The organism is Pseudomonadota bacterium (genome assembly GCA_016719885.1).
Lineage (GTDB): Bacteria > Pseudomonadota > Gammaproteobacteria.
This window is the reverse complement of record JADJYF010000004.1, coordinates 86,334-107,973: the sequence shown is the minus strand read 5'-3', so window position 1 is coordinate 107,973 and position 21,640 is coordinate 86,334. Positions and strand designations below refer to the sequence as shown.

Sequence of the window (21,640 nt, the reverse complement as noted above, 5' to 3'; positions counted from 1 at the left end):
GTATTACGAGGGCCAAGCGCATTGCCACCCCCGCAGGTGCAGCAAAATGCGTGCACCCGCCGGGGTTTCGCGTGCCTCGTCAGTCGCGCAGGCGCGCCGTCACGCGGATCTCGACCAGCCCGCCGGGCACCGCGAGTTCGGTGATGCCGATGGCGGTCCAGGCCGGGTAGGGCTCCTTGATGTAGTTGTCCTTGACCGCCATGAATGCCGCGAGGTTGGCCTGCAGACCGACGTGGAAAGTGGTCATCTCGGTGATGTCTTCGAAGCTCGCGCCGCCCTCTTCCAGCACCTCGGCCAGGTTCTCGAACGCCTGCGTGAACTGCGCCGCCGGATCGGTCGACACGCTGCCATCGGCCATCTTGATGCCGATGACGCCGGAACAGCGCAGGTGCTTGCCATCGATGACGGCCGGCGCGAAGTGGTAGTTGTCGTAGAAGGATTTCTGCGCTGCGGGAATGACGCGTTTGCTGGTCTTGCTCATGGGGCGGGGCCTCTGTGGGAGCATCTCCTCCCAGCGCGCCTGCCACTGCCCGTCACCGACCAGCATGCCGGCGAGATGCAGGAAGACCTTGTAATGGCCGAGTTCCGAGCCGCGCAGGCTGTTGAAGAAGTCACCGAGTTCGCGGTCCTCGGCGCCGGCCGCCAACAGCGCGAAGCGCTCGCAGGAACGCGCTTCGATCAAGGCCGAGACCAGCAGGCGGTCGAGCAGCTCATGTGCCCCTTGGCCACGTCGCACCAGGCCATGCAGGGCGCTGGCGTAGACGTTGCGATGCACGCGCGGCAGCGTACCGCCGCGCGCGGCCAACAGGCGGCTGACCGCCTGCAGGTGCACCGACTCGTCGCGCGCCACCGCCGCCAGGATGCTGACCCAGCCATCGGGGCACACCGCGCCCGGCCAGCGATTGACCAGTTCCAGCGCATTGGCGGCGGCCTTGCGTTCGAGGTGCGCGTGATCGCCCAACAGCGCCAGGGGCTCGGCCAACACCTCGGCCGCCCAGCTTGCGGGCGTGTGGTAGCGAAGCGGCAGGGCGTCGCCGTCGGTGATGGGCGCGTTCAAGTTCGATTCCAGGGTGCAGGTGCGCGTCAGGATAACGATTCGACATCGCGCGCGCAGCTAACGCCAAAGCGGAATTGTGCAATGGCGCTGGCAGGACATATAAACAGCGACCAGCCACAACGAGAGGAGCGCCCCATGGATCTCGCCGCACTTGAAGCCCGCATCACCCGCCTCGAAGACATCGAAGCGATCAAGAAACTGAAAGCCATCTACTGCGACATCTGCGATGACATGCACAACCCCGATCGCATCGGCGCGCTGTTCGCGCCGGACGGCATCTGGGAGAGCCCCGACTTCGGCAAGGCGGTCGGCCCGCAGGCGGTGCGCGAGCTGTTCCAGAAGTTCAAGGACATGTTCAGCTTCTCGCAGCACAACATCATGAACCCCATCATCGACATCGACGGCAATCGCGCCACCGCGCAGTGGTACATCATGGGGCCGTGGGACCAGACCGAGGGCGACGGCCGCAAGACCTGGATGACGCTGCGCTACAACGACGACTACGTGAAGATCAACGGTGAATGGAAATACCAGCACCTGCGCGTGGTGCTGCGCATGCTGGAGGACCGCTGACGGTTGGGCAAAGGTCCTGCAACCGTAGGTGCGAATTCATTCGCACACTGGATGTCCGCTGCGGTGCGCTGAATCCCGCCTCCAATGTGCGAATGAATTCGCACCTACGGGAGCGCGCCGCCGCCACGGCATTGAGCCATCGATTTCCAGTCGTCAGGCCTCGACCTTCACATCGTGCCGCGCCAGCACGTCGAGCAGCAGCGGAATGTCTTCTGCTTGCGGCGCGCGATGCGCGACTTCGCGGTCGACACCGGCGAACATCTGCGTCGAGCGGCTGCCCTTGCCGGTCATCTCCAGCATGCGCGAGCCGTCCTGCGTGATCTGAAAGCCATGGGGCGTGCCGGCCGGCAGGTGGAACATGGTGCCCGGCATGGCCTTGACGGTCTTGTCCTGGAAGCTGAACTCCACTTCCCCCGACAGCACGAAGAAGCACTCGTCCCAGGGGTGGGAATGGAGCGGCGGTCCGGAGCCCGCGTTGCCCTCCTGCAGGGTGACTTCGTAGCCATTGGTGGCGGCGGCCGAGGCCAGCACGGTGACGTCGACGCCCACCACGCTCAAGGGCTTGGGGTAGGTATCGGGGGTGAGAACGTAGGCGTTTGCGCTCATCGGATCCTCCGCGTCGGGGTGGTTGGAGTTTCATTGTAGGCCGGATTGCGCGGCCGACAGGGCAGCGCCGGCAGGTCGGGCAAAAAGCCCTGGGCTCTTCAAGTCCGCGCCCCGGCGGACGACATACAGGCATGCCCCCGGCTTCCCTTGCGGTGGCGCCATGATGAGCGCCGCGAATTACATCCAGATCCGGCCCGTGGAATTGCCATTGGGCGAGCCCCTGCCCTGGGACCTCGTCGACCGGCGCGGCATCCTGGTACTGCGCCAGGGCACGGTCATCACCCACGAGCAACAGATCGAGCGGCTGCTGGAGCGACGCGTGTGCCGCGAACGCACCGAGGCCGATCTCGAAGCGACGCTGACGCCGGTCAGGCTGTCGGTGTTCGAACAGCTCGCCGCCCTCAGGAGCGACCTGCACGCCGGCCTGCTCGGCCTCGCCGAGGGGCCGGGCGGCAGCGCACTGGACTCGCTGGTGGCCATGGCTGCGCAATGGCGCCTGCTGATCGGCCGCCATCCCGACGCCATGCTCGGTGGCCTGATGCTGGAGCAGGCGGCCTATACCGAGACCCATCCGCTGCTGGTGGCCACCATCAGCGACATGCTGGCGCGCCGCGCGGGGCTGGACGAGACCTTGCGCGACAGCCTGTGCTGCGCGGCACTGACCGGCAATCTCGGCATGCTGGAACTGCAGGACGCGCTGTCCCGGCAACAATCGCCCCTCGACGACGCGCAGCGGCGCGCGGTGCACGACCATCCGCAACAGGGCTTCGAGCTGTTGCGCAGCGCCGGCGTCGACGATCCCTTGTGGCTGGGCATGGTGCTGCATCACCATGCGCGCAGCGATGGCAGCGGCTATCCGTCGGCCCGCCTGTCGCCGCGGCTCGAACAGCTGACCTCGATCATCGCCCTGGCCGACAACTACGCCGCCATGGTCTTGCCGCGTGCCTACCGCGAAGGCTTGCACGCGCAGCAGGCGGTGCGTGAAATCTTCGTGCAGAAGCGCCTGCGCGTGGCGCCGGCGCTCGCCCAGCAGTTCGTCAAGGAACTGGGCATCTACCCGCCCGGCACCTTCGTGACCATGAAGAACGGCGACCTCGGCCTCGTCATCCGCCGCGGCGATCATGCCGCCAACGCGCCGGTGGTGAGCTGCTTTGCCAATGCCGAAGGCGCGCCCTATGCCTCGCCTCTTTTCCACGATACCGGCGAAGCCGGCGCCACCGTCATCGCCGGCGTCGCGGCGTCGTGTGAGCTGCCGATGCCGCTGACGCGGCTGTGGGGCTTGACGCGCTAGCAAGCCTTCGCCGCGAATTCATCACGCACAAAAAAGCCGCCTCCATGGGCGGCTTTTTCGCAGGTGCAATGAGCGATTACTGGCGCGCGGTGGTGCCGCCGTCGATGGGCAGGATCGCGCCGTTCACATAGCTCGCTTCGTCGGAGGCCATGAACAGGCAGCCGTAGGCCATTTCCATCGGCGTGCCGGCGCGCTCCATGGGCGTCAGCCAGTTGGCTTCGTGCTGATCGTCGAAGATGTTCATGACGTCGGCGATCATCGGCGTGTCGGTATAGCCCGGGCACACGGCATTGGCGCGTATGCCCTGGTTGCCATAGGTGTTGGCCATGGCGCGCACCAGGTTGATGACGCCGCCCTTGGCCGCGCAGTAGGTGTGGGCGGTCTTCATGCCGACCATGCCCGAAATGCTGGCAACCATGGTCAGCGAACCTTTCTTGCGCGCCAGCATGTGCGGCAGCACCGCATGGCACAGGTAATAGGCGGCATTCATGTTGATGCCCACCACTTCATGCCACTTGTCCGGCGGCGTGGTGGCAATGTCGTTCATGGAGTTGGGGCTGGTGTGGCTCCAACTCCAGCCGACGCTGGCGCTGTGCACCAGGCAATCGACGCGGCCGTAGGTCTTGATGGTCTCCTCGACCACGCGCGTGGCGTCCTCGTTCTTGGACAGGTCCGCCGACATCACCATGCCCTGGCCGCCGGCCGCCTTGACCTTGGCGAGCTGCTCTTCGAGCTGGCCCAGGCGCCGGCCACAGCCGATGACGGTCGCGCCTTCGCGCGCGAAGAGTTCGAAACAGGCGGCGCCGATACCCGAGCCCGAGCCGGTGATGATGGTGATCTTGTCCTGCATGCGTCCGGCCATGGGCGTTCTCCCCTGCGTGATATGGCGTTGTTAAAGGCGTTCTATGAGCGTGGCGTTGGCCATGCCGCCGCTTTCGCACATGGTGACGAGACCATGACGGCCGTTGCGCGCTTCGAGCGCACGCAACAGGTTGGCGACCAGGCGGCCGCCCGAGGCGCCGACCGGGTGGCCGAGCGCGATGGCGCCGCCGAAGACATTGAGCTTGTCCGGATCGGCGCCGAGATCTTTTTCCCAGGCCAGCGGCACCGAGGCAAACGCTTCGTTGACCTCGTAAGCATCGATGGCGTCGATAGAGAGTCCCGCGCGCTTCAGGAGCTTGCGCGTGGCGGGAATGATGGCGGTCAGCATCATCAAGGGGTCGTCGCCCATCACCGCGAAATGGGTGATGGCGGCACGTGGCTTCAAGCCGAGACTGTGGGCGAGTTGTTCTTCCATGATCAGCATGGCGCTGGCGCCATCGGTGACCTGGCTGGCGTTGCCGGCCGTCACGCTCCAGTTGATCTCGGGATAGCGCGCGGCCATGGCGGCGTCTTCGAAGGCCGGCTTAAGGCTCAGCAATTTCTCGAGCGTGGAATCGGCGCGCACGCCTTCGTCCTTGCTGACGGTCCTGCGGCCGTCGGCGGCGTCGACTTCGAGCGGCAAGATGTCACGTGACGCGCCGCTGTCGGCGGCGGCAAGCTGGTGCGAACGCAGCGAGAAGGCATCCTGCGCCTCGCGCGAGATACCCCAGCGTGCGGCGATGAGTTCGGCCGAGATGCCCTGGCGAATCAGCCCCTCGGGATAGCGCGCATGGAAACGCGACCCCTCGTTGTCCTTGCCCATGCGGTTCACCTTCATGGGCACGAGACTCATCATCTCCACGCCGCCGGCGATCACGCAGTCATAGGCGCCGGCGATCACGCCTTGGGCCGCGAAGTCCATGGCCTGCTGCGCCGAGCCGCATTTCCTGTCGAGCGTGACGGCGGGAATCGATTCCGGCAGTCCTGCGGCCAGCACCGCCTGGCGGCCGATGTTGCCGGACTGTTCGGCGACCTGGATCACGCAGCCGGTGATGCAGTCCTCGATGAGCGCCGGCGGGATGCCGGTACGCTTGACCAGCGCTTCCAGCACCGCCGCGTAGAGGTTGACCGGGTGCAGGCTCGCCAGCGCGCCGGTCTCGCGCGCCCGCCCGAAGGGCGAACGCACCACGTCGACGATGACCGCGCGACGCAGCTTCATGCGTTCTTGCGCAGCGTCAGTTCGAACTCGGCCGCCTTGATCTCGACCAGGGCGAACGTGCGATGTTCATCAGGCGCCGCACCTGGTCGAGCTCCGGCGAGGACAGGTAGGGATAGGTGGTCTTGACCGGTCCCGCCTTCTTCATCTTCTCCAGGCCCTCGCCCGGCACCAGCGCGCGCAGGATCAGTTCGTCGTCGTCATCGGTGCCGTATTCCTTGCGCAGCTCCTCGATGGTCGGCTGCGGCGGCGGGTTGGCCACCACCTGCTTGGCGCGCGGCGAGGACATGATGATGTCCATGATGTTCGGATCGATGGGCGCGGCGGTCTGGCCGTAGAAGCCGGCCGCGTACTGGATGACCTCGTCGGGTATCGAGGCGTAGCGCTTGCCGGTGACGATGTTCAGCACCGCGAGCGTGCCGACCAGCTGCGAGAACGGCGTCGCCATGCCGGGATAGCCGAGTTCCTTGCGCACCTTGGCGGTCTCATTCAGGACTTCCTCGAGCTTGTCGCTCATGCCGTGCTGCACGAGCTGCGCCTTCAGCGTGCCGACCATGCCGCCCGGCACCTGGTGCTGGATCGAGAGCACGTCGTACTCGGCATATTGATTGACGAGGAAACCGGCGGCCTTGCCGACCTTCTCGAAATGCTCGGCGACCGGCGCGAAGAGCTTGGTGTCGAGCGAATGGCTGTGGCCCTTCAACTCGATGTTGCGCACCATCACTTCCGTCGACGGCACCGACGGGCCATTGGCCATCGGTCGGCTGGCGGTATGCAGGATCGATACACCGAGCTCGATGCTGTCGAGATAGGCCTTGGCCGACTGGCCGAGCAGGTTGTTGGAATGGAACTCGATGGGCTTGCCGCGCGACTTGGCCACGATCGCCGGCAGCAGGGTCTGCATGCGTTCCTTTTCCAGCACGCCGGCGGTGTCGTAGAGCAAGAGCGTGTCGATGTCCGGCGAGACCGACAATTCATCCGCCTGCTTGGCGTAGTACTCGTCGGTGTGCACCGGCGACAGCGTGAACATGATCGCGCCCGCGACTTCCGAGCCGAACTCCTTGGCAATCTTGGCCAGGCGCTTGGTCTTGTCGTTGTTGAAAAGGACGTCGTAAATCCAGAAGCTGCGCACGCCGTGCACGTTCAGCTGGCGCATCCAGGCGTCCATCAATGAGTCGGGCGTGACGCCGAAAGTCACCGAGGCGTTGGAGCGCATGCCGCCGCGGATGGGCGTGCGCGGCATGGACTGCACCAGCAGGTCCAGGCCTTCCCAGGGATTCTCGTGGCAATACTTGATGAGACACTCGAACATCGAGGAGCCGGTCAGATCGATGACGCGGAAGCCGGTGCGATCGAGGATGGGCGAGACCGGCAGCGCCATGCCGGCCTGCATGCGCATGCCCCACAGGCTCTGCTGCCCGTCGCGCATGGTTTCGTCCAAAAATTCAATGTGCGCCATGGTGGCTCCTCAAACGTGCTCTTGCTGGAAAGCGGGCAGGACGCTCTGTTCCAGCCACTTGGTGTGAAAACGGTTCTCGGCGAAATCCTGCTGCGCGACGATGTAGCGCAGCAGCGGAATATTGGTGGTCAGGCCTTCCACTTCGAAGTTCGCCAGCGCGCGCTGCAGACGTTCGACACAGGACGGCCGGTCGTCGGCGGTGACGATGAGCTTGGCGATCATCGAGTCGTAGTAAGGCGGCACCAGGTAGCCGTCATGGCAATGGCTGTCGACGCGGATGCCGGCGCCACGCGGCGGCGACCAGCGCGTGATGCGGCCCGGGCTCGGCATGAAGTTCTTCGCCGCGTCCTCGGCGTTGATGCGGCACTCGATGGCGTGACGACCGACCTTGACCTGGTCCTGGCGCGGCAGCGCCGGCTCGCCGCCCGCGATGCGGAACTGGGTCTGCACCAGGTCGAAGCCCGTCACCTGCTCGCTGACCGGATGCTCGACCTGGATGCGCGTGTTCACTTCGATGAAGTAAATCGCCTGCCTGTCGACGTCGTACAGGAACTCGACGGTGCCGGCGTTGAGGTACTTCATCGACGACAGCAGCTTGCAGGCTGCCTCGTGCAACTCGCCGCGCAGCTTGGCCGGCATCAAGGCGCAGGGCGCTTCCTCGATGACTTTCTGGTAGCGGCGCTGCACCGAGCAGTCCCGTTCGCCGAAATGCACCACGCGGCCTTTACCATCGCCGACCGCCTGCACTTCGACGTGGCGCGCGTTCTCGACGTAGCGCTCCATGTAGAGCGTACCGTCGCCGAAGGCTTCCTGGGCCTCGGTGCTGGCGGCATCGAAGGACGCGGTGATGGCGTCGGCATTGCGCGCCACGAACATGCCGCGCCCGCCGCCGCCGGCGGAAGCTTTCATCAGCACCGGGTAGCCGAGTTTCTCGGCGGCCTTGTGCGCGGCGGTGATGGACGCAATCTTGTCGGTGCCCGGCACCAAGGGCACACCGGCTTCGGCGGCGATGGCGCGCGAGCGCAGCTTGTCGCCAAGCGCGCCGATGGTTTCAGCGGCGGGACCAACGAAAGTGATGCCGTTCTCGGCGCAGAGATTGGCAAGCTCCGCGCGCTCGGACAGAAAACCATAACCGGGGTGCAGCGCATCGCAGCCGGTCTGCTTGGCCGCGTGCACGATGAGGCCGGCGTTCAAATAACTCTGCTTGGACGGCGCGGGCCCGATCACGACCACGTGGTCGGCCATGCGCGCCGCTTCGGAATCACGGTCGGCGGCCGACACCACCTGCACCGCTTCGATGCCCAATGCATGGGCGGCGCGGATCACGCGCACGGCTATTTCGCCGCGGTTCGCCACCAGGGTACGCTTGATAGTCACGATGTCAGCCCGATGACGCGGCTCAAGCAGCCGGCTCGATGATGACCAGCACCTGCTCGTATTCGACCATGGTGCCGTCGTTGACCACGATCTGGCGCACCGTGCCCTTGACGCCGGCCTTGACCGGCGTGAAGAGCTTCATGACTTCGATGAGACACACCTCGGTGTCGGCCTCGATGGCCTGGCCGACTTCCACGTAGGGCGCCGCGCCCGGCTTGGGCGCGCGGTAGAAGGTGCCGAGGTTGGGCGCGCGTACCGCGACCATGCCGGCCGGGATGCTGACCTCGGTATGGGCCGCCGCCGCGGGCGCCGCGCCGGACTTGGCCGCCGCAGGCGCCGCACCACTCACGAGCGGGGCCGCCGCTGCTGCGGGCGCCGCCACCACCACCTGCGCCGACGGGCGCCGCGCGTTCGGATCGTTGGACAGGAAGATCTCGAGCGCGTCGGTCTTGAGATGCATCTCGTCCCAGTCGGAACGATTGAACAGCTCAATCAGGTTTTCGATATCGGCGGGTGTCGGGTTGGCCATGTCCAGGGTCCTGAAAAATCGAGGCGAGAGTTTAGCAGGGGAGTTGCAGTGTGTACCCCCTTCGAGGGGGAGACCGAATCAGGCGGGCGATCATCGAGGGTCAGACTTCAGTCTGGCATTGCTGAGTTGACCCAAGTCCAGTGCCCGGCATTCAGAGTCAGACTGAAGTCTGACCCACAGAAGACTTGGCGGCGCTTAGCCCGCCGCCCCATGAATCGCCGCCAGCAATACCGGCAAGGGATGGCGCGCGACGATGGTCTTGACGCCGGCGGCGAGCGCCGCCGCCACGCCTGCATCGCTCTCGATCGCACCGCCGCGCACGACGGTCTTGCCGGCCAGCAGCGCCGGCAGTTTCTCCGCATCTTCGCCGCCCTCGACCTCGGACAGGTCGAAGGCCGCCTCGGCGCCGGCTTCGCCGTCGCGCAGCACGGCGATGGGGCTCGCCGCCACCGCCCAGGCGTGCAGCTTGGCCAGGCGCGGATCGTCCGATTCATCGGGCGTCACCACCGGCAGCAGGCCGGCATAGACGTGGCCGGTATTGGCATCGACCGTCACGCTCTCGCCATGCAGCGCGGCGAGTGTTCCGGCGCCGCAGCCGACGATGCAGGGCACGCCCAGCGCGCGGCTGACCACCGCCGCGTGAGAAGTGGCGCCGCCCTGCTCGGTGATGACGGCATGCGCGGCAATCATGCCGTGCACGTCTTCGGGGCTGGTGGTGGCGCGCGCCAGCACCACGGCTTCGCCGCCCGCGGCACGCTGTTCGGCACTGTCGGAATCGCCGACCACCACGCCGGCGCCGACGCCCTGGCAGGCAGGCTCGCCCTGCGCCAGCACCGTCGCGCCCGCGGTCGCGCCATCGGCGAGACGCGGCTTCAGGAGCGTGCGGATCTGTTCGGCCTGCACGCGCGCGAGGGCCGTGCGCGTGTCGATGCGCCCCTCGTCGACCATGTCGACCGCGAAGCGCACGGCGGCCTGCGGCGCGCGCTTGGCGGAACGGGTCTGCAACAGGAAAAGCTCGCCTTGCTGCACCGTGAACTCGATGTCCTGCACGTCGGCATTTTCTTTCTCGAGCGTGGCGGCGGCCTGCATGAGCTGCGCGTGCACCTCGGGCGCCGAAGCGGCCAGTGCGCTCAAGGGCTCGGGCGTGAACTTGCCGGAGACGACGTCCTCGCCCTGCGCGCGATGCAGGTATTCACCGTAAGGCGCCAGGTCGCCGCTCAGGGGATTGCGGCTGAACAACACGCCGGTGCCGGAGCGCTGATCGAGATTGCCGAACACCATGGCCTGCACCGTGACCGCCGTGCCGAGGCTGTCGGCGATGCCGTGGTGCTGGCGATAGCGCCGCGCGCGGCGCGAGTTCCAGGAATCGAACACCGCGTTGACCGCCGCCAGCAATTGCTCGCGCGGCGAGTCCGGTACGGCCTCGCCCTGGCTCGCGATCTCGGCGCGCAGGCTGGCCGGCTCGTGCGGAACATTTTCGGGCAGCGTCGCCTTCACGACGATGTTGGCGTAGAGCTCGAGGAAACGGCGATGGGTGTCGCGCGCGAAGCCCGCGTCGCCCGACTCGGCGGCCAGCGCCGCCTCGGTGTCGTCGTTGATGCCGAGGTTCAGCACCGTGTCCATCATGCCCGGCATGGAAATCGCCGCGCCCGAACGCACCGACACCAGCAAGGGTTTGGCGCCGCCGAACTGGCGGCCGGTGGCGGTTTCCAGCCACGCGATGGCGGCATCGATTTCGCCGGCCAGCGCCTCGGGCACGCTGCCGGTGTCGAGATAGGCGCGGCAGGCATCGGTGGTGATGACCACCGCCGGCGGCACGCGCAGCCCCAGGCTCAACATGCGCGCCACCGACCACGCCTTGCCGCCGATGAGTTCACGGCTGGGCAGGGCGCTGCCATCGAGGGCAAGCAAGTATTGTCCGAGTGGCTTGGCCATGGGCGGGTCTCCTGTTCTACGCGGGCGCGGCCGCGCATTGTAGGTGCGAATTCATTCGCACACTACGCGTCAGCGGACAGGAATACGCACTCCGAAAGATTAACCACGCATCGCGGGATGTGCCGCTGCCTCAATGACCGACGATGGTCACGCAGGTGATGGCTTCCTCGATGCCGCAGATGCCGCCGCCGTTCTGCGCGATGGCGAGCTTGGCGTCGTCGACCTGGCGCGCGCCCGCTTCGCCGCGCAGCTGGGTGACGAGTTCATAGATCTGCGCGAGCCCGGTGGCGCCGATGGGATGCCCCTTGGATTCGAGACCACCGGACGGATTGACCGGCAGGCGGCCGCCGAGACGGGTTTCGCCGCGCGCGGCGGCCGGGCCACCGTCGCCGAGCTTGCACAGGCCCAAGGCCTCGAGCTCGATGATTTCGCCCATCGCGGTGGCGTCGTGCACCTCGGCAAGAGAGATGTCCTCGGGACCGACGCCGGCCTTTTCATAGGCCTTCAGGGCGGCGAGCTTGCTCGCGTGTTTTTCGAACTCGGTGATGCCGCGATTCGAGCCCGACTGCATGACGGTCGCCAGCACGCGCATGGCGCGCGCCTTGGCGGCATTCAACTTGGCGAGGCCGGCGGCATTGCACACGATGGCGGCGGCGGCGCCGTCGCTGATCGGCGAGCACATCGGCAGGGTCAGGGGATACGTGATGGGCGCGGCCGTCATCACTTCCTCGACCGAGAAAGCCCGCTGGAATTGCGACAGCGGGTTCATGGTCGAGTGCTGGTGGTTCTTGGAGGCGATCACCGCGAGCTGTTCCTGCGTGGTGCCGAACTCGCGCATGTGCATGCGGCAGAAGCCGGCATAGATGTCCATGAACACGCTGTAGGGGCGCGGCGAGGTGGAACCGGGCGGCACTTCCACGCCCTTGGCCATGTCGGCGAAGTCTGCCGTGCTCTTCGCCACTTCATGCACGTCCCAGGCGCCGTCGAAGGCGCTGAACATGCGCGCCTTGTCTTCCGAGAACATCTTCTCGACGCCGATGGCGAGCGCGATATCGCAGGCGCCGGCCTTCACGTAGTTGACCGCCATGTGGAACGCGGTGGTGGCGGTGGCGCAGGCGTTTTCGACGTTCACGACCGGCACGCCTTCGATGCCGTAGGGACGCAGCGCGATCTCGCCGCGCACCATGTCCTGGCCTTCCATGTGGCCCTGTACGCAGTTGCCGAAGAACACCGCCTCGATCATCTTCACGTCGCAGCCGGCGTCCTTCAGCACGCCTTGCAGGGCCTCACCGGCCAGGCTCTTGAGTGTGCGATCGATATGCTTGCCGAAATTCGTCATGCTGACGCCGGCGATGTAGACATCGGACATTGCGGTTCCCCTGCTGCGAGTGACGGATACGATGGAGCGTGCGGCGCATTGCGCGGCACGCGGATGCCGAGCATGGTAGCGCGCGGCCGCCGCGTGCGTCGATGCAAGCGGCGGCCGTTCATGAGATGGATCAGGCGGGAGTGATGTTGAGCGCGGTGCGGCCGTTCAATTCGACCTCGAGCCTCGCCGTGCCGGCATCGTCGGCGCGGAAATCGAGATCCGGCCGGCCGGCCACGCGATAGCTCGCGCCGGGCGCGAGCCGCGCGAGCCCAAGCTTCTGGCGACCATTGCCGCGGCCCGGGTAGAGCACGAGGTCGAGGTCCGCGCCGGTGCTGGTGGCCTTGGCGACCAACACTTCAGGATAGCTGGCCTCGGCCAGCTGCGGCCCCGTGAAGGCGCTCGCGGCCGGGCCCTTGACGAAGGAATTGCGGAAGTCGCCGGTGCGCATGAGCTTGGCTTCCACCGCCCACACGTTGGCCAGGCACGAGGCCTCGCGGTAGCCGACCGCGCCGTTGTCGTCGAAACGGCCGCAATCCTGGTCCATGGAACGCAGCGCGGCCTCGGCCAGTTCGTCGTCGCCGAATTCGCGCGCCGACATCGCGACCGCCGCGTAGGCGAACAGCGCGCCGGGCTTGTAATGACCGGGGTCGATGGTATCCAGCCACGACAGCGCCTCGCGCGGAATGGACAGGCGCGGCTGGCCATTGGCATCGGGCGCGATGCAGAACGCGAGTTCCTTGCGGCCAATCGCCCACAGGCGGCGCGCCAACGCCGGCGAGAAGCAGTTGGCGAAGAACGCGAAGCCCGCTTCGCCGGCATAGAACGGCACTTCGAGACCGGTCCAGTAGGAACGCAGGCCGATGATCGAGCCCTTCTCGTCCATGAATTCCGATTCCAGCATGTCCATCCACTTCGGCAGCGAGTTCTGCGCGTAGGTGGTGCCGAACACCGCGTCATGGGACGCCAGCGAGGCCAGGCCGTACATGTTGCACACCGGGTAGACCCAGTTCGGCTCGCAGGGGAACAGGAAGAAATCCGAATGCTGGTAATTGTCGAGCACCGACTGCGCGAGCGTGTGGGCGCTGTGCGGGAAGGCGGTGGTGTCGTTCAAACGGAAGGTCAGGCTGCCGGGCTCGGCATAGCGGCGGTCGCCGGAGTTCAGCATGTACTGGTTCACATGCATGCCGTACCAGCCGGTCAGCATGATGTTGTCCTTGGCCGCCGGGTCGAAATTGCTGAAATTGAAGTGACCCCACATCGACTCCAGCACCCAGTAGTCCCACACCTTCTTGGAAAGATAAGTGTCGACGAGGTTGCGCTGGGCCTGGCCCAGGTAGCCGCTGAAGTTGGGCGTGTAATGGCCCTGCATCATGCCGAGCGCGAAACCGAGGTGGTTGATCTGGTAGCGCAGCGCGGCGGGCTGGAACTGGTCGATGACGGTATAGCCCTTGAACTGGCCGACCGGCTGCAGGGCGCGGTCCAGCACGTAGCGCGCGGCCGAGAGTTGCTCCATGTCGAGTTCGCGGCTGCCCAAGGCCGGCTCACTCCGCACGCGCTCGACGACCTCGGCGCGCGAGGCGGCGAAGAACTGCTGGCGCATGGCGAAGCGCTCGCGGTCGGCGGCGTGGCGCTGATTGTTCTTGTGCTGGAACCACAGGAAGATGCCGGCCGCCGCCATCGGCGCCAAGGCCATGCCGGGCGCCCAGATGCTGTCGCCGGCGAGGCTGCCGGCGACCAGCGCCGAGCCCAACCACACGGTCAGCGGCGCCACCACCATGCCGCTCCAGAACCACGCCACGCAGGACACCCAGAACAGAGCCAGCACCACCGGCACCATCAACAGCCAGCCACCGCCGAGGGCGAAGAATCCCCCGCCCGGCAGGAACAGGCCGAGGCCGGCGGCCTGCCACGCGGCCGAGGCGTCGAGCCAGGCCGGCGTCAGCGCCGCGACGCACAGGAGCGCGTAGATGACCGCGTTACGGCGGTGACGTGAGGCCGTGACCGGTCCCTTGCCGCCGTGCTGGAATTCCTGCGCCCGACCGAGCGCATCGCTTTCGATGACCGACATATCCGCTCTCCCCTCGCTAAGTGAATCGACCTTGGTCGCGACTATAGGCATGACTGGACACAGTGTCTAGACGCATTGACTAGGCACGACCGCCGGTCTTATCTTCGCGCTTCGCTTGCGCGGCAACGCGCATCCCTGCCACGAGGATAGACCATGGCCAGCGTCACCCGCCGCGCCCGCACCGATGTCGATGCCGCACTCAACATGGAAGAGCGCCTGCAGCTGGCGCTGGAGCGCCTGCTCGACCGCGGCCTGACCATCACCGCCATTTCCATCGACGCGCTGGCGCGCGAGGCCGGCATCGCGCGCGCCACCTTCTACCTGCATTTCCGTGACAAGGGCGAGCTGGTGGCACGCCTCATCGCGCGCGTCGCCGACGAGGTGGTGGGCGCCGGCGGCCTGTGGTTCGTGCATGCCGAGGATGCGCGCTTCGAAGATCTGCGCGCGGCCATGGCGCGCTTCTTCGACGCCTACATGCAGCATCACGCCATCCTCGCCGCCGCCGCCGAGACCGCGCCCTACGACGCGCAGGTCGGTGAGCTGCATAGCCGCATGATCGAGCGCTTCGTGGCCGAGAGCCGCCAGGCCGTGCAACGCATCGCCGACAGCGGCCGCGCCCATGCCGGCTTGCCGACCATGGTGGCCGAAGTGCTGTCGTGGTCGGTCAACCACACCTACGTGCAATACGGCAAAGGCCTCGATGACGCGCGGCGCGAAGCCTTCATCGACACCTGGACCCACGTCGTGTGGCACGCGATCTTCGCGCCCGACAAGTAATCCGCGTTCAACGTCCATCACTGCAAGAGAGGGGAGAATCATGCAAGGCATAGGCAAACTGCTCGACGCCGACGAGCAACTCAATCACCAGATCGCCGACACCTTCGCGACCGTCGCGGAATCGGACCTGTCGTGGACCGAGAAGCTGTGGACGCTGAGTTCGCGCAAGGACGGCACGCTCCAGATCGACTGCGGTCTCGGCCGCTACCAGAACCGCGACGTGATGGATGCCTTCGCCGGCATCTCGCGCGGCAAGGAACAATGGACCATCCGCGCCAGCCGCGAACTGTCGCAGGACCCGCTCGCGACCAAGGTCGGGCCCATCACCTATGAAGTGCTGGAACCACAAAAGAAGATCCGCTGGGCGCTGGACAAGAACGGCGTCATTCCACTGACCTTCGACCTCACCTTCGAAGCCATTCATCCGTGTTTCTTCGAAGACCGCCACATCCAGCGCGACGAGCGCGGCTTTCGCATCGTCTCCAACGTGGTGCGCTATCACCAGGCCGGCGTGCCGAGCGGCTGGGTGGAAATCGACGGCAAGCGTGAAATCATCCGCCCCGAAGACTGGTTCTCCTACCGCGATCATTCCTGGGGTGTGCGCCTCGACGTCGGCGCGCCGCCGACCGATCTGCGCCCGGCGCGTGATTTTGGCGAGCGCAAGTTCGAGGATTCGAAGTTCCTCCTGAACTGGTCACCGCTGCTGCTCGAAAAGCCCGACGGCACCAAGTACGAATACCACTTCTACCTGCAGATCCGCGGCGACGAGGTGTTTTATTTCTCCGGCTACCGCAACAATGCCGACGGCCGCCAGGAGCGCATCGCGCGCGTGCGCCCGGTGCTGCGTTACGACGACGACACCCGTCGCCTGCTGGGCGGGTATCTCTACATCGACATGCTGAACGGCGAAACCAACAAGGTCGACATCGAAGTGATGGGCGAGTCGGGCTTCTATCTCTCGACCGCGCTGTATCTCGGCTTCGACGGCAAGAAGCACGGCAACTGGCGCGGCGAACTGAATCTCGACGGCGAACAGATCCCGGACATGACCGCGCCCGAAGTCCGCAAGCGCCTTGCCACGGCGGTGCGCGACACCATCGTCAAGGTGCGCGAGGGCGATGCCAAGGGCTACGGCCTGTTCGAGCCCATCGTGCTCGGCGAATGGCCGGAGATGGAATTGTCCTCCACCCGTACGCGCGGTTGAGCGGCGATGTCACGCGATCTCGCGCGCATGCTGACAGGCCTGCGCGAATACCTGGGTGTCGGCGCGGCCTTGACCTCGATCACGGCCTTGTCCACCGGTCATTCCAACGAAACCTACAAGCTCGAAGGCATCAATCGCATCCTGCGCATGCCACCGTCCAAGGAAGGCCTGTTGCCGCCCTACGACATGGCCGCGCAGCACGCGGTGTTGGACGCCATGGGCAGGCATGCCGACGGGCCGCCGGTGCCCAAGGTCTACGAGTTGTGTACGGACGCGGCGCTGATCGGCGACCCGTTCTTCATCATGGAATGCCTGGAGGGCGAGGCCTTCGAATACGTCACGCCCGAGTGGCTGAAGGCGCTGCCGGACGCGACGCGGGACGCGATGTGCGCGCAATGGATAGGCGCGGTGGCCAATGTCCATCGCCTGCCGGTATCGGCCATGCCGGCGCCGGCGCGCACGGTCGTCGAGGAAGCGCAGCACTGGCTGGATGTCGCGCGCGGCGCCGAGGCCTCGCCCGATCTGGTCGCGGTGCTGGAGGATCTCGTGGCGCGCCCGCCGCGTCCGTCCGGCCCACCCTGTCCCATCCACGGCGATCCCAAGCACGGCAACACGCTGTGGAACCGCCAAGGTCGCATGCTGGCATTGCTCGATTGGGAGATGGCGGGCGTCAGCGACCCCTTGCTCGATCTCGGCTACGTGCTGCAGTTCTACGACCAGGGCGAAGCGGCGCTGGGCTCGGCGGGCTATGAACTGCCGGGCTGGTGGTCACGCAGCCGCACCATCGACGAATGGCAGGCCATGACCGGCCGCAGCGCCGTCGACATGCATCGCTACGAGGCGATACAGGTGGCCAAGGTCGCCGCCATCATCCAGCTCGGTGTGCATCTTTATGAAACCGGCCGCGCGCCAGACCCGCGCTTCGCGTCGTGGGCGGCGATCGTGCCGCCCTACGTGGCGCTGGCGGTGAAGTTGGCGGCGGGCTAGGTCTCCCCATCACCGTCATTGTGGGTCAGACTTCAGTCTGACATTCCATGCCAGGTCAGCTGGAGGAATGAATGTCAGACTGAAGTCTGGCCCATCGAAAATGCTCGGAGATCTTCATGGCCGACCCCATCCTCGTCGCCCAACGCGATGACGTGCAATGTCATCTGTTGCCCGCCCTCGCCAACCGCCACGGTCTCATCACCGGCGCCACCGGCACCGGCAAGACCATCACCCTGCAAACCCTGGCCGAGAATTTCAGCCGCATCGGCGTGCCGGTGTTCATGGCCGATGTGAAGGGTGACCTCACCGGCATCAGCCAGGCCGGCACGGTCGGCGCCAAGCTCGCCGCCATCCTCGCCGAACGTCATCTCGATGCGCCGACGGCGTTCGCCTGCCCGACCACGCTGTGGGACGTGTTCGGCGCGCAAGGCCACCCGCTGCGTGCCACCGTCAGCGACATGGGGCCGCTGTTGTTGTCGCGCATGCTGGCCTTGAATGAAACTCAAGCAGGCGTCCTGAACCTCGCGTTCAAGATTGCCGATGACAATGGCCTCGCGCTGCTCGATCTCAAGGACCTGCGCGCGATGCTGCAATACGTCGGCGACAACGCGCGCGACTTCACCACCGACTACGGCAACATCAGCGCCGCCAGCGTCGGCGCCATCCAACGCGGCCTCATGCAGATTGAACAGCAGGGCGGCGATCAGTTCTTCGGCGAGCCGATGCTGAACATCGCCGACTTCATGCAGACCGACCAGGGCTTGGGCGTCATCAACATCCTCGCCGCCGACAAGCTGATGGCGGCGCCGCGCCTGTATGCGACTTTCCTGTTGTGGATGCTGTCGGAGCTGTTCGAGACGCTGCCGGAAGTCGGCGACGTGGAAAAACCCAAGCTGGTGTTCTTCTTCGATGAAGCGCACCTGTTGTTCAAGGATGCGCCGGCGGCGCTGGTCGAACGCATCGAGCTGGTGGTGCGCCTGGTGCGCAGCAAGGGCGTCGGCGTGTATTTCGTCACGCAGAATCCGCTCGACATCCCCGACACCATCCTCGGCCAGCTCGGCAACCGCGTGCAACATGCGCTGCGCGCGTTCACGCCGCGCGATCAGAAAGCGGTGAAGGCCGCCGCCACCACCATGCGCGCCAAGCCCGGTCTCGACATCGAGACCGCGATAAGCGAACTCGCGGTCGGCGAGGCGCTGGTCAGCCTGCTCGACGAACAAGGGCGTCCGAGTGTCACCGAGCGCGTCTACATCGTGCCGCCCGGCAGCCAGATCGGGCCCATCAGCGCCGAGCAACGGCAGGCGCTGATCGCCAATTCGCTGGTGGCCGGCGTCTATGACCAGGCCGTCGATCGCGACTCGGCCTACGAAAAACTGAAGGGGCGCGCGGCCGAGACCGCGCCCGCCGCCGATGCGCTGCGCGAACAAGCGGCGCGACCAACGGCGCCGCGAAGCGCCGAAGCGCCGGCCACTGCCAACGACGATGGCGGATTGCTCGGCGGCCTGACCGACGTGCTGTTCGGCGGCACCGGCCCGCGCGGCGGTAAGCGCGACGGCTTGGCCCAGACCATCGCCAAGTCCGCGGCCCGCACTGTTGGCGGGGCGGTCGGGCGCGAGATCATTCGCGGCGTGCTGGGTTCGCTGCTCGGCGGCGGCGGTTCGCGGCGGCGGCGCTGAGCAGGCGCGCCGAACCGCGCCACGCGCGCGGCGTTCTACAGGCCCGGCCCGCGCAGCATCAGCAGTGCCCAGCCCAGCCCCAAGCCGACGCCCAGCAGTGTGACGACCTGCAGCGCGCGCGCCACCCACACCACGAACTTTTCGTTGGCGGGTTGACGCGCTTCGGCCGGTGGCGCGGCGCTGGCGTCACCGAGGTCGCTGATCTCCACTTCGATCGCGCCGGAGTTGTTGCCCGCCGCCATCCACAGGTCGTTGGCGTAGCAGTAGAACGGACCGCTGGCCTTGGCCACGAAGCTCACGTTGGCGCCGAGCGGAAACTGGCGGAACAGCAGCTCACCCGGGTCGCGCACCAGCAGGTAGAACAGCAGCCACAATGGCGAGCGCGTGCGCCTGTCCCAGTGCGTGGGGCGATTGATCATGCCCATCAGTTGGAACCAGCGCGCGTCGGGATAGCGCTTGGCGCCAGCGAACAGGAAGCGCGCCGGCAGGAAATTTCCGGCCCGCAGATTTTCGAACAACGTACGCAGGCTGCCCTTGCCGTTGGCATCCGCCGGGTCGTCGAGGTCGAACCATTTGCCGGTGCACACCGCCTGCCGGGCGGCCGACGTCTCGGTGAGCGCACGCACCCGGTAGCGTCGCCCCTTGATCAACACCATGCCGGTCGGCGACCAGGTGCGTTCGGCATAGACCACGAAGCGCTGAGGCGCGGCATCGGGCACCACCAGCCGCCACTCGACATCGCGCGGATCGGGTTCGGCGCGATTCCACAGCGCCGGCGCATCCTGATCGGGCGCGGTGGCGAGACGTAACAGCCGCGAATGGGCGCCACGGCCACCGTCGGCCTGCTCCGCCGCCAGTCGCGCACCGCGCTCGGTGACGGACTCGTGCCATTCGCCGACGTCTTCGAAATCGTCGGCGGCGGCGCCGAACAGCGTGCGCACCTGCTCGCGCAGCGCCTGTGACAGGGGAAACATGCGCGGCCACAAGCCGGCCAGTGCGTAGGCTTGCGCGCGTGCGACTTCATCGTGCAATGAACCGAGCGAATCGGCTTGCGGCGCGAGGCGGTGGCGCGACTCGAAGCGCAGGCCGGCCGCCTCGGCCTTGTCCATCATCCAATCGAGCGCGATATCCGACAGGCGCGCATCGCGATAGCCACCGCCGACGTCGGCGTGGGCGCCGCGAAACCACTTCTGTTCCAACTTGCCGGTGAAGCCGGCCGGGCGCTTGAGCAGCACCGGCATGAAACTCGAACGGAACTCATCCATTGCCACCGCATGGAAGGCATGCGCGACCGAGGGCACGACGGCGGTGTTGTGATACTGGGTGTTGATACGAAACAGCTCGAAGCTCCAGCCCCACATCGGCAGACCGAGGCCCGCGACCGTGTCCCACACACCGAGGAAGTGGATGCGCAACTGCTCGCGATCGTGGAACAGCGCGAGCTCATCGGCGTCGAGATGGGCGCGCTCCTCGGCGACATCGCCGCGCACGTCTTGCTTGTCACTGCGCGTTGGGCGGAATTTCCGGTACTTGTCGAACGCCGTGCGCGAATAGTTGTGCGCCGAGGATTTCAGCAAGCCGACGGTATGGATGAGACCGCTCAGGCTGCGCACCTGGAACGCACCGCGGCTGAAACCGAACAGGAAGATGCGGTCACCGGGCGCATACACCCGGCACAGCCACACGTAGGCTTCGCGAATGTTCTCGGCGACGCCGAGGCCGGTGGCGCCCTCGATCAGCGGCCCGAGTTTCTCGAGGCCGGGGACTTTCTTGGCCAACTGCCGGCCGACGAACGACAGCAGCTTGCCGGCCAGTCCGAGTTCGGCGCCCACCCCTTCGTCGTACCAGGCCAGTTGCGGGGTATCGAATTCGTCGCGACGGCGATCCACGGCACGAAACAGTTTGTGCACGTTGGTCGGTGCGCTTTCACCTTCGTCCTGCTGCGCGGCGAAATTCCAGGTGCCGTCACAGCAAATGACGATGTTCTTGTTGATGCCGGGTTTGAACTCGTAAGTTGCGACCGCTCCGTCCGTGCCCATGTTCGCTCCCTCCGTGCCGAGGCCCTGGTCTGCGTTTGGCGCGTCGTCGCGCATCTCTCAATCTGCCACGCCCGAAGCGAGGAATCATATGGTAGATGCCATACTGCGCCGGAATCAGTCAAACGCGCGCCGGCGTGAAGCTTTCAGAGCTTCACGCAATGGCCTTCGAAGCCCGCGATCACGCAGTCGAATCCCGCCGGACAATCGGCGCTCACCATGCAGGCGCCGCCGACCTCCTTGCCCGGCAGGTTGTCCTTGATCATTTGATCCGGGTCACCGAGCCAGGCCTTGGCATTTTCGCGGCGCTGACCGGTGACGGGTTGCAGGACCACATCGGGCTCGGCATCGGGTGACGCAGGCTGCTCGGCGGTGGGCGCGGCCGGCGCCGCGCGCGAGCCGCCGTAGCACACGCCGCTGGCGCGCTTCTCGCGCTTGATGCAGGTGCCGCCGACGCCGCAATCGGCATCCTTGTCGCAGGCCAGTACGGTCAACGGAAATGGCGCCAGCAGAGCGAGCAGCAGCATGGCGCGCACGCGCCGCGAGGCGGGGTTGGGATTCACGGCAGGGCTCCTGCGCAGGTCATGGCCATGGCTTCGATTATGGTCCAGCGGCGTTG

At 66.4% G+C, this 21,640-nt stretch carries 17 protein-coding genes and 1 pseudogene; 6 read left to right on the top strand and 12 right to left on the bottom strand.

Annotated features, from left to right (window positions below; all coding sequences use genetic code 11):
* Positions 1–79 precede the first annotated feature (79 nt).
* Complete coding sequence (locus tag IPM80_04195; protein ID MBK8957638.1) at positions 80–1,057, bottom strand: hypothetical protein; 978 nt, start codon at positions 1,055–1,057, stop codon at positions 80–82.
* A 135-nt stretch (positions 1,058–1,192) separates the two neighbouring features.
* On the opposite strand from IPM80_04195, the gene IPM80_04190 reads away from it, so the two are divergent.
* Entirely contained in the window at positions 1,193–1,630 is a 438-nt protein-coding gene (locus tag IPM80_04190; GenBank protein MBK8957637.1) for a nuclear transport factor 2 family protein, read from the top strand.
* A 153-nt stretch (positions 1,631–1,783) separates the two neighbouring features.
* On the opposite strand, the gene IPM80_04185 is transcribed toward IPM80_04190, so the two are convergent.
* Positions 1,784–2,236 (bottom strand): cupin domain-containing protein, encoded by a 453-nt coding sequence (locus IPM80_04185; GenBank protein MBK8957636.1) that lies wholly within the window; start codon positions 2,234–2,236, stop codon positions 1,784–1,786.
* Between the two features lie 160 nt (positions 2,237–2,396).
* On the opposite strand from IPM80_04185, the gene IPM80_04180 reads away from it, so the two are divergent.
* A complete protein-coding gene (locus IPM80_04180; GenBank protein ID MBK8957635.1) occupies positions 2,397–3,527 on the top strand; it encodes an HD domain-containing protein in 1,131 nt (376 codons plus the stop codon).
* 76 nt (positions 3,528–3,603) lie between these two features.
* On the opposite strand, the gene IPM80_04175 is transcribed toward IPM80_04180, so the two are convergent.
* The 8 genes and pseudogenes from IPM80_04175 to IPM80_04140 all read right to left on the bottom strand — a co-directional run bounded on the left by IPM80_04175 (position 3,604) and on the right by IPM80_04140 (position 14,341).
* A complete protein-coding gene (locus tag IPM80_04175; protein ID MBK8957634.1) occupies positions 3,604–4,389 on the bottom strand; it encodes an SDR family oxidoreductase in 786 nt (261 codons plus the stop codon).
* A 30-nt stretch (positions 4,390–4,419) separates the two neighbouring features.
* The gene (locus IPM80_04170; protein MBK8957633.1) at positions 4,420–5,601 is read right to left on the bottom strand and encodes a thiolase family protein; all 1,182 of its coding nucleotides are present in this window, start codon (positions 5,599–5,601) and stop codon (positions 4,420–4,422) included.
* Positions 5,602–5,603: 2 nt separating this feature from the next.
* A pseudogene (locus tag IPM80_04165) lies at positions 5,604–7,063 on the bottom strand (pyruvate carboxylase).
* A 9-nt stretch (positions 7,064–7,072) separates the two neighbouring features.
* The gene (locus IPM80_04160) at positions 7,073–8,440 is read right to left on the bottom strand and encodes an acetyl-CoA carboxylase biotin carboxylase subunit (GenBank protein MBK8957632.1); all 1,368 of its coding nucleotides are present in this window, start codon (positions 8,438–8,440) and stop codon (positions 7,073–7,075) included.
* Positions 8,441–8,462: 22 nt separating this feature from the next.
* The gene (gene accB, locus IPM80_04155) at positions 8,463–8,969 is read right to left on the bottom strand and encodes an acetyl-CoA carboxylase biotin carboxyl carrier protein (protein ID MBK8957631.1); all 507 of its coding nucleotides are present in this window, start codon (positions 8,967–8,969) and stop codon (positions 8,463–8,465) included.
* A gap of 195 nt (positions 8,970–9,164) precedes the next feature.
* A complete protein-coding gene (locus IPM80_04150; protein MBK8957630.1) occupies positions 9,165–10,904 on the bottom strand; it encodes a pyruvate, phosphate dikinase in 1,740 nt (579 codons plus the stop codon).
* A gap of 130 nt (positions 10,905–11,034) precedes the next feature.
* Positions 11,035–12,273, bottom strand: a complete 1,239-nt coding sequence (locus IPM80_04145; GenBank protein MBK8957629.1) for a thiolase family protein — start codon at positions 12,271–12,273, stop codon at positions 11,035–11,037.
* Between the two features lie 130 nt (positions 12,274–12,403).
* Positions 12,404–14,341: a hypothetical protein gene (locus IPM80_04140; protein MBK8957628.1), complete on the bottom strand. Its 1,938-nt coding sequence runs from the start codon at positions 14,339–14,341 to the stop codon at positions 12,404–12,406.
* A 153-nt stretch (positions 14,342–14,494) separates the two neighbouring features.
* On the opposite strand from IPM80_04140, the gene IPM80_04135 reads away from it, so the two are divergent.
* The 4 genes from IPM80_04135 (at position 14,495) to IPM80_04120 (ending at position 18,985) form a co-directional block, all read left to right on the top strand.
* On the top strand, positions 14,495–15,118 hold the full coding sequence (locus IPM80_04135; protein ID MBK8957627.1) for a TetR/AcrR family transcriptional regulator: 624 nt from the start codon (positions 14,495–14,497) through the stop codon (positions 15,116–15,118).
* A 49-nt stretch (positions 15,119–15,167) separates the two neighbouring features.
* Entirely contained in the window at positions 15,168–16,322 is a 1,155-nt protein-coding gene (locus IPM80_04130) for a hypothetical protein (protein ID MBK8957626.1), read from the top strand.
* Positions 16,323–16,328: 6 nt separating this feature from the next.
* On the top strand, positions 16,329–17,309 hold the full coding sequence (locus tag IPM80_04125; protein MBK8957625.1) for a phosphotransferase family protein: 981 nt from the start codon (positions 16,329–16,331) through the stop codon (positions 17,307–17,309).
* A 116-nt stretch (positions 17,310–17,425) separates the two neighbouring features.
* Positions 17,426–18,985, top strand: a complete 1,560-nt coding sequence (locus IPM80_04120; protein MBK8957624.1) for a DUF853 family protein — start codon at positions 17,426–17,428, stop codon at positions 18,983–18,985.
* Positions 18,986–19,020: 35 nt separating this feature from the next.
* On the opposite strand, the gene IPM80_04115 is transcribed toward IPM80_04120, so the two are convergent.
* The gene (locus IPM80_04115) at positions 19,021–21,024 is read right to left on the bottom strand and encodes a DUF2235 domain-containing protein (GenBank protein MBK8957623.1); all 2,004 of its coding nucleotides are present in this window, start codon (positions 21,022–21,024) and stop codon (positions 19,021–19,023) included.
* Between the two features lie 143 nt (positions 21,025–21,167).
* Complete coding sequence (locus IPM80_04110) at positions 21,168–21,584, bottom strand: hypothetical protein (GenBank protein MBK8957622.1); 417 nt, start codon at positions 21,582–21,584, stop codon at positions 21,168–21,170.
* Positions 21,585–21,640: the final 56 nt, after the last annotated feature.